At 68.8% G+C, this 12188-nt stretch carries 10 protein-coding genes; 6 read left to right on the top strand and 4 right to left on the bottom strand.

Going from position 1 to position 12188, the window contains the following annotated elements; translation table 11 throughout:
• Positions 1–294: 294 nt before the first annotated feature.
• The 3 genes from RTX79_RS17520 to RTX79_RS17510 are packed head-to-tail and all read right to left on the bottom strand — an operon-like array spanning position 295 to position 3570.
• Positions 295–1554 carry an ectonucleotide pyrophosphatase/phosphodiesterase gene (locus RTX79_RS17520; RefSeq protein ID WP_312685078.1) on the bottom strand — a complete coding sequence of 420 codons (1260 nt, stop codon included), beginning with the start codon at positions 1552–1554 and terminating at the stop codon, positions 295–297.
• A gap of 46 nt (positions 1555–1600) precedes the next feature.
• The gene (locus tag RTX79_RS17515) at positions 1601–2098 is read right to left on the bottom strand and encodes a methylated-DNA--[protein]-cysteine S-methyltransferase (protein ID WP_312685076.1); all 498 of its coding nucleotides are present in this window, start codon (positions 2096–2098) and stop codon (positions 1601–1603) included.
• Positions 2095–3570, bottom strand: a complete 1476-nt coding sequence (locus tag RTX79_RS17510) for an AlkA N-terminal domain-containing protein (RefSeq protein ID WP_312685074.1) — start codon at positions 3568–3570, stop codon at positions 2095–2097. Before RTX79_RS17510 ends, RTX79_RS17515 begins: the two co-directional genes overlap by 4 nt.
• A gap of 146 nt (positions 3571–3716) precedes the next feature.
• On the opposite strand from RTX79_RS17510, the gene RTX79_RS17505 reads away from it, so the two are divergent.
• The 4 genes from RTX79_RS17505 (at position 3717) to ubiM (ending at position 7146) form a co-directional block, all read left to right on the top strand.
• Positions 3717–4880, top strand: a complete 1164-nt coding sequence (locus RTX79_RS17505) for a hypothetical protein (RefSeq protein WP_312685072.1) — start codon at positions 3717–3719, stop codon at positions 4878–4880.
• A gap of 58 nt (positions 4881–4938) precedes the next feature.
• The gene (locus tag RTX79_RS17500; protein WP_312685070.1) at positions 4939–5481 is read left to right on the top strand and encodes a DUF4019 domain-containing protein; all 543 of its coding nucleotides are present in this window, start codon (positions 4939–4941) and stop codon (positions 5479–5481) included.
• A 3-nt stretch (positions 5482–5484) separates the two neighbouring features.
• On the top strand, positions 5485–5874 hold the full coding sequence (locus RTX79_RS17495) for an MAPEG family protein (RefSeq protein ID WP_042615305.1): 390 nt from the start codon (positions 5485–5487) through the stop codon (positions 5872–5874).
• A 90-nt stretch (positions 5875–5964) separates the two neighbouring features.
• A complete protein-coding gene (gene ubiM, locus RTX79_RS17490) occupies positions 5965–7146 on the top strand; it encodes a 5-demethoxyubiquinol-8 5-hydroxylase UbiM (protein WP_312685067.1) in 1182 nt (393 codons plus the stop codon).
• Positions 7147–7176: 30 nt separating this feature from the next.
• On the opposite strand, the gene RTX79_RS17485 is transcribed toward ubiM, so the two are convergent.
• On the bottom strand, positions 7177–7410 hold the full coding sequence (locus tag RTX79_RS17485) for an RNA-binding S4 domain-containing protein (protein WP_042615304.1): 234 nt from the start codon (positions 7408–7410) through the stop codon (positions 7177–7179).
• Positions 7411–7643: 233 nt separating this feature from the next.
• Between RTX79_RS17485 and RTX79_RS17480 the strand changes: the two genes are divergently transcribed.
• Both RTX79_RS17480 and RTX79_RS17475 read left to right on the top strand, forming a co-directional pair.
• Positions 7644–9548: a DEAD/DEAH box helicase gene (locus RTX79_RS17480; protein ID WP_312685062.1), complete on the top strand. Its 1905-nt coding sequence runs from the start codon at positions 7644–7646 to the stop codon at positions 9546–9548.
• A gap of 174 nt (positions 9549–9722) precedes the next feature.
• Positions 9723–12140, top strand: a complete 2418-nt coding sequence (locus RTX79_RS17475) for a putative bifunctional diguanylate cyclase/phosphodiesterase (protein WP_428696034.1) — start codon at positions 9723–9725, stop codon at positions 12138–12140.
• Positions 12141–12188: the final 48 nt, after the last annotated feature.

The following is a 12188-nucleotide window of genomic DNA, read 5'->3' as shown; positions in this document are numbered from 1 at the left end:
GGCAGGGGTCAGAGTCCTTTCGCTGCGCGAAAGGACTCTGACCCCATGTTTCTCCGACCCCTCCTACCCACCGCATTTCCCATGGCTCCCATGGACCGGTCGAAGGTGGGGCGGGGTGGGTTGGCGGGAACGCTCATCCGCATGGATGCGGATGGCGAGCCTCCATGGACGGATTCACGGCGATTCCCGCCAACCCACCCCGCCCCACCAGCAAGCAGCCCTGCAGCCTTTGACGTTGCCTTAGCTTCCGCTTGAAAAAGCAGGCGCCGGGCGCAGCCCGGCACACACACGCCGTCAGCGCAGCGCGTCCAGCAGGCGATCCGCATCGCCATCATTGGCGGCCGCCGGCACCTGCAGCAGCCGCGCCAGCAACGGATACACATCCACATTGTCGAACGGCGCGATCACCTGGCCCTGCTTGAACGACGGACCTCGCGCGATGAACACCGCACGCATCGAAGGCAGCGCGTTGTCATAGCCGTGCGATCCCCGATCCTCGTAGCTGCGGCGCGCGATGCTCTCGCGGCTGAGCGCATCCCAGCCCTCGTCCATCTGGCAGATGATCGACGGAATGCGCGGGTTGCTACCGTAGTGCCAGCGTGCCGGCAGGTCCTGCTTCTTCCAGCACTGGTACTGCGCGTGGCGGCCGAGCAGGGCACGTTCGGCAGCGGCCTGCTGCCCTTCCACCGGCTCGAAACCGATCGACTGACCCGTGCTGATGTTGCGTGCCAGCCGCGGGTCCACCATGTCTTCGGTGGCGACCACCTGGCCGGGCGCTACCGCTGCCATGCCGTGGTCGGAGACCACCACCACGTTGGTGTCCGCGCTCAATCCGTGCTGCTGCAGGCCATCCAGCAGACGCCCCACCACGGCATCGGCCCGCTTGATCGCCGCACTGTACTGCACCGAATCCGGACCATGCCGGTGCCCGGCCTTGTCGACCGTCTCCAGGTACAACGTGGCCAGCCGCGGTGCATCGGCATCGGTCTGCCGCAGCCACCCCAGCACGCTGTCGGCGCGTGCTTCCAGTGCGATGCTCTCATCGTAGCGGCGCCATTGGCTGGGCCGGATACCCTTGATTTCCGCTTCGCTGCCCGGCCAGGACCAGGTCGCCGTGCGCACCCCGGCCTGCTCGGCGCTGACCCAGATCGGCTCGCCGCCCCACCATTCGACCCGCGTCACCGTCGCCGCTTCGCTCAGCTTGAAGCGGCCCAGTTCGGCCACGTCCATGCTGTTGTGGATGATGCCGTGGTGGTCCGGGCGCAGGCCGGTGACCAGGGTGTAATGGTTGGGGAAGGTCAACGAGGGATACGAAGGCGTCATCCACTTCGCGCGCACCCCGCCGTCGATGATGCGCTGCAGGTTGGGCGTGATGCCGCGGTCCAGTGCATCGGCGCGCAGTCCATCGATGGAGACCAGCAGCAGTTTGTGCGGCGCGTTTTCCCGCGTCGCTGCCGCAGCAGGGGAGGTTGCGCTGGAGCGCGGCGGGGCGGTGGTACAGGCAGCCAGCGGCAGGATCGCGGCCAGCATCCAGGCAAGGGGGCGTCGAGTCATCGCACCATTCTAGGGCGGGGCGATGACGCACCCAAGACAACCAACGTCACTGGCGCGGGAACAGGCCGCCATCCCCCTGTTCCAGGCGCAGCAGCGCGGCCTTGGTTTCCAGCCCGCCGCCGAAGCCGGTCAGCGCGCCATTGCGGCCGATCACCCGGTGGCACGGCAGCACGATCGGTAGCGGATTACGCCCGTTGGCCGCTCCCACCGCTCGGGTCGCGGTGGGTTGGCCAAGCAGGGTCGCCAACTGCAGGTAGCTCCATGTCTGGCCGAACGGGATGCTGGCCAGCGCCTTCCAGACGCGCAGCTGGAACGGCGTGCCGCGCGGTGCCAGCGGCAGATCGAAGTGGGTCCGCTCACCGTGCAGGTACGCCAGCAACTGCTCGCGTGCATCGCGCACGGTGGGCGGGTGGTGTACCCAGTGCTCGCGCCCCTTGGCATCGTGGCGGTTCTGCGGAAACAGGATGTGGGCGATGCCGTGTGCATCGCCGGCAACGGTCAGTTCGCCGATCGGACTGTCGAAACGGTCGTAGTGCAGGGTCATGACGGAACTCCGGTGAACGGGGTGGACAGATGCCACAGGTGCAGCACGGCATAGGCGCGCCACGGACGCCATGGCTGCGAGCGCTGCTCGGCCTGGCGCTCGGTCAGGCGTTTTCCGGGTGTGCCAAGCATCTGCTGCAGCACCAGGTCGCAGGCCGGGAAGGCATCGGGCTGGCCGAGCGCGCGCAGTGCGATGTAGTGCGCGGTCCAGGCGCCGATGCCCGGCAATGCCACGCAGCGCGCCACGAAAGTGTCCAGCCGCTGGCCCGGGCGGAAATCCAGATCACCTGCATCGCAGGCCCGTGCCAGTGCACGCAGGGTTGCCGCGCGCGTTCGCGGCAGGCCGATCGCTTCCAGCGGTGCGTCGGCGAGCTGCGCCGGCTGCGGGAACAGACGGTCCAGTCCGTCCGGCATGCCCGGCAGGGCCTGCCCATACGCCTGCACCAGCCGCCGCGCCAGCGTGGTCGCGGCGGCCACGCTGACCTGCTGCCCCAGCACCGCGCGCACCGCCACTTCAAAGCCCTCCCAGCCGCCGGGCACGCGCAGCCCCGGCCGCAGCGCGATGCCCTGCGCAAGCAGCGGCTCGTCCTGCAGCGTGGCGTGCACCTGGCGCAGGTCGGCATCCAGGTCGAACATGTGGCGTACCCGCCGTACCACGTGCGGAATCTGCCGCGGGTCGACGCCGTCCAGCTGCAGCACCAGCTCGCTGCGGCGGGTATCGGCATGCACCCGCAGCAGGGCAGGGCGCTCGGGCGGACCGATCACGCGTGCATAGCCGTCTTCTTCGATGCGCTCGATGCCGGGAATCATGCGCCGGCGCAGGAACTGCAGCATCAGGCCGAAATCCAGCGGCGGCCGGTAGCCCAAACGCAGGCGCAGGCCCTCACCGGTCTGCGAAGCGGCGCCGGGCAGCCGGCGGATGGCGCTCGGTGGCATGCCGAAGCCTGCCAGGAAGGCATCGTTGAACCGACGCAGGCTGTTGAAGCCCGCCGCCAGCGCGACATCGGTCACCGGCAGGTGGGTTTCGGTCAGCAACTGCTTGGCATGCAGCAGGCGCTGGGTGGTGTGCAGCTGCAGCGGCGTCACGCCCAGCGCGGCGACGAAAACGCGCTGCAGCTGGCGCGCGCCCACGCCAACGCGTTCGGCCAGTGCGGCCACGCTGGCATCCTGCAGGAAGCCAGCGTGGATCAGCTCCAGTGCCCGGCGCACCGTGTCCTGTTCCAGCCCCTGCTGCGCGGCCGGTGACAGTTCCGGGCGGCAGCGCAGGCACGGTCGGTAGCCGGCCGCGGCAGCGGAGGCCGCGTTCGCGTAATAGGTCACGTTGGACGGCTTCGGCGGCGGCGCCGGGCACACCGGACGGCAATAGATGCCGGTGCTGCGCACGGCAGTGAAGAACAACCCGTCAAAGCGCGCGTCGCGCGCCAGGCGGGCCCGTTCGCAGGTGGCAGTGTCGAGGGCGGCGGGCGAAGGCATGGCCACAGTCTAGGCCGCAGGGCACGGCTGGGCTCGCCATTTTCGGACAGGTATGCCCGTGGCTGGCACGGATTCAGGAAGCGTTGTCGTCACAGGGGGCGCAGGCCCTAGACTGTGATCGTGTCCTCTTCCCGGTTCGATGGTTCATGTCGCCCAGATGGTGCCTGCCCCTGCTATGCCTCGCCCTCGCTTCGTGCAGCAAGCTGGAGAACCCCGGCAACGTCACTGCCAATGAAGCGGCCACACGGGCGCCCCGTGCCGATGGCGACCACATGGTGTCCATCAACGTGGCCGACGCGCCGCGTCCGGTGGCCCCGCCCGCCGAACGCGCTGACCGGACGTGGCCGGCAGCGTGGCTGGAAAACGGACAGGCGTGGATCAGCTGCAGCACCGATTACGCCGCCGATCCGGGCGATGGCGAGCCGCTGCCGGGGCTGGAGCGGGCCCAGCTGGAACAGGCACTGCAGCCCTGCGTGGAGCGCGGCCTGCTGCGCGTGCGCTACAGCGGCAAGATCAACCCCGGCTTCGCCGAGCTGAGCTGGCGGCTGGCGGTGGTCGCCGATCAGCTCGGCATCCACAAGCGCATCCTCGACCTGGACTCCAGTGGCGGGCAGGTGGAATCGGCGATCGTGGCCGGTGATGCCATCGGCGAGTCGGGCTGGACCATCTGGATCCGCGAAGGCTCGATCTGCCACAGCGCCTGCGTGTTCGTGCTGGCGGCCGGTGACAACCGGCTGGTTTCGGGCAAGGTCGGCATCCATCGGATGATGCGGATCAGTTCGAAGGCCACCTCGCGCGCCGAACTCAACCGCGAACTGCAGGAGGTCTACGACAACGTCAAGGATTACCTGCAGCGCAACGGCGTGGCGGTGGGCGTGGCCGACCTGATGATGACCGTGCCCAACCGCAGCCTGCGCCTGCTCAGCGCCGGGGAGCTGCGCCAGTTCGGCCTGGATGGCACCAACGCGGTGCAGGACGATCTGGAGCGGATCAAGCAGATGCGCGCCTGTGGTGATGACTTCGTGCGCCGCAAGGATGCGTTCCTGGTGGCGTTCGACCAGCAGTGCAAGCGCGAAGGCGCGGAGCTGGAAGCGGTCAACGCCTGCGGCCAGTCGCTGAAGAAGGAATACGGCTTCCCGGACGAGGTGTGCCCATCGGACAGCCCGCTGTCGGAGATCGACGTGGCGACCCTGCCGCCCGCCCCGGGCGACTCGGCGGACGCAGACGCCGCCATCGAAGCGCCGGGCGCTCCCGGGGCGAGCACCACGGCCGAGCGCCAGCGCGATGCAGGTGCACTGCCGGAGTCGTGAAGCAGGCGGGCGAAGCTGGCGTAGACTGCGGACACTTCTCCTTGAGCGGTGGTGTCCGATGAAGCATTCGTTGATGGTGCTGTCCCTGTTGTTGCCCTTCACCGCCATGGCCCAGCAGCCGGCAGCGCAGCCTGCGCCGCGCGCCGCTGCAGCGCCGGCTACCGCACCGGCAGCGGCACGGCCGGGCACGCCGGCCCAGCAGCTGACCCCGGCCCAGCAGGCCCAGCTGGACAAGCAGAACGCCGAAATGAGTGCGGCCGCCCTGCAGGCCGTGCGCCTGGTCGATGGTGGGCAGGCCGCACAGCTGTGGGACGGCGCCTCGGCGGTAGCACGCAAGGCGGTTGCCCGCGATGCGTTCGCCAAACAGATCGCGGCCGATCGAAGCCGCCTGGGCGCACTGGTAGGACGGGGCCAGCCGAGCATCAGCCGGGTCCGCTTCAATGCCGGTGCGGCGGTGCCCGAGGGCCTGTACCTCAACGTGACCTACCCCACTCGGTTCGAGAAGAGCGCCCAGCCGGTCCGCGAGCTGGTCAGCTTCCGCCTGGACGAAGACCGCGTCTGGCGCCTGGCCGGTTACAGCGTCCGCGCGCCGGGGACCTGAGCCATGGCCATCGAACTGCAGATGCTGGCCTGGGCCGGTGTGCTCGGGCTGGCGCAGGTGATGCTGGCGGCTGCGGCGATCACCCGCGAACGCGGCACGCGCTGGAACGCGTCAGCCCGCGATGGCCAGGCGCCGCCACCGGGGCTGCTGGCAGGGCGGCTGCAACGCGCGCAGGCCAACTTCCTGGAAACCTTCGCCGTGTTCGCCGCTGCCGCCATCGCGGTGGTGGTGGCAGGCAGGCAGGACAGCAGCACGGCGTTGGCGGTGCAGCTGTATTTCTGGGCGCGACTGGCCTACGTGCCGTTGTATGCGGCCGGCATCCCTTACGTGCGAAGCCTGGCATGGGTGGTGTCGCTGGTCGGTATCCTGATGCTGCTGTGGGCGCTGCTGTGAACCGTCACCGCCACGCCTGATCCAGATCAAGGCCGCGCGCGTGCCGGCGTCGCTATGCTGGCGCCGGACATGACATCGGAGGGCAGCAGCATGCACGGCACGGATGTGGTGGTGGTGGGCGCAGGCCCGGCCGGGCTCTGCTTCGCGCGCTCGCTGGCAGGCAGTGGCCTGCAGGTGACCGTGGTCGAACCGCAGTCGCGCCAGGCGCTGGCCGAGGCGGCGTTCGATGGCCGCGAAATCGCGCTGACCCATGCTTCACGGCAGATCCTCGAACAGCTGCAGCTGTGGGACAGGCTGCCGGCGGCCGAGGTCGCCGAACTGCGTGAGGCGCGGGTGCTGGATGGGCGCTCGCCGTTCGCGCTGACCTTCGCCAGCGACCACCGCAGCGGCGATCCGCTGGGCTGGCTGGTGCCCAACCACCTGATCCGTCGCGCGGCGTGGGATGCCGTGCAGGACCAGCCCGGCCTGGAGCTGCGCGACGGGCGCAGGGTGCAGGGCGTGCGCGCGATCGACGGTGGCCAGCAGGTGCTGCTCGACGACGGCAGCACCGTGCAGGCAAGGCTGGTGGTGGCGGCCGACAGTCGGTTTTCGTCCACCCGGCGCATGCTGGGGATCGGTGCGCGCCTGCAGGACTTCGGCAAGACCATGCTGGTCTGCCGGATGCAGGTCGAGCGCGACCACCACCACACGGCGTGGGAATGGTTCGGCTATGGCCGCACGATGGCCCTGCTGCCGCTCAACGGTGGTCTGGCATCCGCGGTGATCACCCTGCCGCCGCGACAGGCCGAGGCCCTGCTGGCGATGGATGAGGACGCGTTCGGTGAAGCGGTCAGTGGGTTTTTCGAACACCGGCTGGGCCGCATGCAGCCGGTCGCCATGCCGCAGGCGTATCCGCTGGTGGGCGTGTACGCCGAACGCTTCATCGCCGCCGGTGCGGCCTTGATCGGAGACGCTGCGGTAGGCATGCATCCGGTGACCGCGCATGGGTTCAACCTGGGCCTGGCCAGCCAGCAGCAGCTGGCGCGCGGGGTCATCGCGCAGCAGGCGCGTGGCGCCGATATCGCCGATGCACGCATGCTGGCCCGCTACCAGCGCGAGCACCGACTTGCCTCGCGGCCGCTGTACGAGGCCACCAACGCCATCGCCCGGGTATACACCGATGATCGCGTGCCGGCGCGGTTGCTGCGGGCGGCCGGGCTGCGCATCGCGCAGGGCGTGCGCCCGTTCCGCCGGCTGATCGCCGACCGGCTTACCCAGCCCGTGGCGGGGTAGCGGGCGGCCCCCGCCGCGTACCGCCGGGGCTTACTCTGCTTCGGGCGGCAGCGCCAGCACGCGGATCACGCTGTCGTTGAATTCCACCTGCTGGCCTGCGCGGATCTTGCAGGCCTTGCGCAGTTCAACGGCCCCATCGACCAGCACCAGGCCCTCGCTGATGGCCATCTTGGCTTCGCCGCCACTGCTGACCAGGTCGGTCAGCTTGAGCAGCTGCTTCAGCTCGACGTACTCGCCGTCGAGGTCGAATTCAAGGATCTGCATGGGGTATTCCTGAAAAGAACGGCGCCCATTGTGCGGCAGCTGCGACGCTGGCGCACCGGGTCCGGCGGTGGCCGGGCAGGCGATGATGACATGCCGTGCACGTCGTTCATGCAAGGTGCTGTAAGCTATGCACTCGAAAAAGCGCCGGGGCACGCGTCAGAAGGGCGCCCTAAGCGCAAAATACCCCCCTTTTTTCGCCTGCCACGTTCGTGGCAGTGCCTTCGGAGTTCCCCATGTCCCAAGATACCCTGGCGCCGCTGCAGTTCGCGCAGCTCGGCCTTTCCGAGCCCGTGATGCAGGCGGTTGCCGCCGTCGGTTACGAAACCCCCTCGCCGATCCAGGCCGCCACCATCCCGGCGATGCTGGAAGGCCGCGACGTGCTGGGCCAGGCCCAGACCGGCACCGGCAAGACCGCAGCGTTCGCGCTGCCGGTACTGTCCAACATCGACCTGCAGCAGAGCAAGCCGCAGGCTCTGGTGCTGGCCCCGACCCGCGAACTGGCCATCCAGGTCGCCGAGGCTTTCCAGACCTATTCGTCGAAGATCCCCGGTTTCCGCGTGCTGCCGGTGTACGGCGGCCAGCCGTATGCCACCCAGCTGTCCGCGCTGCGTCGTGGCGTGCACATCGTGGTGGGCACCCCCGGCCGCGTCATCGACCATCTCAACCGCGGCACGCTGGACCTGTCCGAGCTGAAGACGCTGGTGCTGGACGAAGCCGATGAAATGCTGCGCATGGGCTTCATCGACGACGTCGAAGCGGTGCTGAAGAAGCTGCCGGAGAAGCGCCAGGTGGCGCTGTTCTCGGCCACCATGCCGCCGGCCATCCGTCGCATCGCCCAGACCTACCTGAAGGATCCGGCCGAAGTCACCATCGCCAACAAGACGACCACCTCGGCGAACATCCGCCAGCGTTACTGGTGGGTGAGCGGCATGCACAAGCTGGATGCGCTGACCCGCATCCTGGAAGTCGAGCCGTTCGATGCGATGATCATCTTCGCCCGCACCAAGGCCGGCACCGAAGAGCTGGCCGGCAAGCTGCAGGCGCGCGGCCTGGCCGCTGCCGCCATCAACGGCGACATGCAGCAGGCCCAGCGCGAGCGCACCATCGCCATGCTGAAGGAAGGCAAGCTGGACATCCTGGTCGCCACCGACGTGGCCGCGCGCGGCCTGGACGTGGAACGCATCAGCCACGTGCTGAACTACGACATCCCGTACGACACCGAAAGCTACGTGCACCGCATCGGCCGTACCGGCCGTGCCGGCCGCAGCGGTGAAGCGATCCTGTTCGCCACCCCGCGCGAAAAGGGCATGCTGCGCCAGATCGAGCGCGCCACCCGCCAGCCGATCGAAGAAATGCAGCTGCCCAGCGTGGAAGCGGTCAACGACAACCGCGTCAACAAGTTCACCGCGCGCATCAGCGAAACGCTGGGCCAGGGCGGCCTGGACTTCTACCGCCAGCTGCTGGAGCGTTTCGAAGGCGAGAACAACGTGCCGGCGATCGACGTCGCCGCCGCGCTGGCCAAGATGATGCAGGGTGACACCCCGTTCCTGCTGCAGCCGCCGGTGCGTGCGCCGCGCGAAGAGCGTGCCCCGCGCGAGCGGTTCGAGCGCACCGAGCGTCCGGAGCGGAATGACCGCTTCGATCGCGGCGACCGGCCGAAGTTCGACCGCGCCCCGCGTGCCGAAGGCGAAGGTTTCCAGGAGCGTCCGCGCCGTGAGATGCCGCCGCGCGGTGCACCGGAGCAGGGCATGGAAACCTTCCGTATCGAAGTGGGCCACCAGCATGGCGTGAAGCCGGCCAACATCGTCGGCGCCATCGCCAACGAAGCCGGGCTGGAAAGCCGCTTCATCGGTCGCATCGACATCCACGACGGTTTCTCGGTGCTCGACCTGCCGATCGACATGCCGCAGGACGTGCTGACCCACCTGAAGAAGGTCTGGGTGTCCGGCCAGCAGCTCAACATGCGCCGCGTGGAGCCGGGCGAGGACATCAGCCAGGCACCCCGTGCCCCGTCCAAGCCGCGTTTCGACAAGGGCGGTCCGCGCCGCAGTGGCCCGGGTGGTCCGGGTGCGCCGGGCGGCAACGATCGTCCGCCGCGCCGCGAAGGCTTCAAGCCGCGTGGTCCGCGCAACTTCTGATCCGCGCGTGATCGGTTGAATCCAACGCCAGCCTCCGGGCTGGCGTTTTTTTTGTCCCGGGACAGTGGCGTGGCCAGCGGCGGGTGGTTTCGCATGGTGCAGACAGCGCCGGGTCTAGCGTGCATGATGTGAAGGCAGCAAGCAGGACCAACCACGGATTCGGGGGTTCCATGTATGGCTGAAGCCGGTGCGGGGATGCGACCAGGTGCCAGGACGCGCGGTCTTACGCTGCGTTTCGCCCTGCTGACCGGCATGGCCGTCGGTCTGGTGGGCATTTCCGCGCTCATCCAGGAGTTGCAGGCCGCGTCCACCGCGTGGATCGTCGGCCAGAGCCACTGGTCGCGCGCGCAGCAGCAGGCGGTTGCCTCGCTGCAGCAGTATCTGGACAGCGGCCAGCCGGGGCACCTGCAACAGGCCCGCGCGCAGCTGGATGTTCCGCTGGCCGACCTCGAAGCGCGCCGCGCGCTGGAGCGCGACCCACCCGATACCGCCGCCGCCCGCGTCGCGTTCCTGCGCGGCAACAACGCCAAGGGCGACCTCAATCGGCTGATTCTTTCCTACCGTCATGGCAGGGACCTGGCCTATTTCCGCGAGGCCTCCCGGCTGTGGCGCGAGACCGACGCGCCGCTGTTGGAGATCGCCCGCATCGGCGACGAGCTGGAGCGCCGGATCGCCGCCGGGCCCATCGAAGGCGACCAGGCCAGGGCGTACCAGCAGCGGCTGCAGCAGCTGGACCTGCAGCTGCAGGACACGGCGCGCAGCTTCTCGCTCGCGCTGGTGCACATGTCCTCGCTGGTGCGCTTGACCACCTTGATTGTCGGCGCCCTGTCGGTGGTGGCCATCGCCATCGTGGCGGTGCTGCTGGCGCGGCGCGTGCGCATCGACCTGATGGACCAGGAGGCGCGCTTCCGTGCGGCGTTCTACCAGGCCAGCGTGGGCATGCTGAAGATCGATGGCGGCGGCGGCCTGATGGAAGTCAACCAGGCGCTGTCCGACCTGCTGCAACGATCACGCGACCAGCTGGTGCACATGCACCTGCGCGAGCTGCTGGCCGATGGCGAGCTGGTGCTGGATGGCAACGGCGAGATCGACTGGCCGCGGCAATTGAAGGCCGGAGAGCTGCGCTTCCTGCGCGCCGATGGCAGCCTGATGTGGGGACGCTGGAGCGGCACGGCGGTGCCGCGCGGCAAGCAGGGCATTTCGATCTTCGCCATCGTCGAAGACGTGACCCAGAACCACGCACTCGTGCGCGAGGTGCAGCACCACGCCAGCCACGATGCGTTGACCGGGCTGATCAACCGCCGCGAGATCGAGCGGCTGCTCGAACAGGCCCTGCAGCAGGTACGCAACGAGGGCGGCATGCATGCGCTGTGCCACCTCAACCTGGACCATTTCAAGCTGGTCAACGACACGGTAGGGCACGCGGCGGGCGACCAGATGCTGCGTGCGTTCGCCGAGCACCTGAAGGGCGCCGTGCGCGATGGCGACTGGGTTGGACGCTTGGGCGCCGATGAGTTCGCGCTGTTCCTCGCGCGTGCCAGCCAGGATGAAGCGCGGCAGGTGCTGCACCGGGTGATCCGCACGCTGGGCCAGGCCGGCATCCAGTTCGGCGAAGACACGCTGAAGATCAGCTGCAGCGTGGGCGTGGTCGAAGTGGGCGCCGATACGCCTGACGTGAACTGGTTGATGGGCGCGGCCGACAGTGCGTGCTATGCCGCCAAGCAGGCCGGGCGCAACCGCGTGCACTGCTTCAACGAAGACCGCATGGCGCTGGATGAGAGGCGCAACGAGGCCGAGCGCCTGCGCCGCGTCAGCCATGCCATCGCTGACAATCGCATGCTGCTGTACGCCCAGCGCATCGCTACCGTCGGCGATCCAGGCTACCTGCACTACGAAGTGCTGGTACGGATGCGCGATGAGCAGGGCGTGCTGCATGGCCCGGGCGAATTCATCGCAGCGGTCGAGCGCTACGGCATGGGGATGTCGCTGGACCGCTGCGTGCTGTCGATGCTGTTCCGCCACCTGCAGGTGTGTCCCGCGCACGTGGCGCGGCTGGGCCTGTGCAACGTCAACGTCTCGGCGCAGTCGATCGCCGAGCCCAGTTTCCTGGCCTTCGTCAGTGACCTGCTGGAACGCAACCGGACCCTGGCCAAGCGGCTGTGTTTCGAGATCACCGAAACGGCGGTGATCAGCAACCTGGCGCAGGCGCGGGAGTTCATCGATGCGGTGAAGGCGCGCGGCTGCCGCATCGCGCTGGATGACTTTGGCTCGGGACTCTCGTCCTTCGGTTACCTGCGGCAGCTGCCGGCGGACCTGCTGAAGATCGATGGCACCTTCGTGCGCGACATGCAGACCGACCCGGTCAGCCGTGCCACCGTGCGCGCCATCGCCGCGCTGGGGCGCGAACTGCAGTTGGAGGTGATCGCCGAATGGGTGGAGACCGAAGCGCAGGCAGCGCAGCTGGTGGAGATGGGCGTACAGGGCCTGCAGGGGTATGCGATCGAGCGCCCGCAGCCGCTGGAGCGGATCACCCAGACCGCCCTGCACCCGGTGCGCCAGGACACGCACGGCAAGTGGCTGGGTCGCGGCTGAAGCGCGTGCTCGCCCGCGCGCGGCGGCGGTCCGGCGTGAAATCAGCCG

It is taken from the genome of Stenotrophomonas chelatiphaga (assembly GCF_032054965.1).
Taxonomy (GTDB): Bacteria; Pseudomonadota; Gammaproteobacteria; order Xanthomonadales; family Xanthomonadaceae; genus Stenotrophomonas; species Stenotrophomonas chelatiphaga.
Note: the sequence above shows the minus strand (reverse complement) of the source record. Positions and strands in the feature narration are given on the sequence as shown.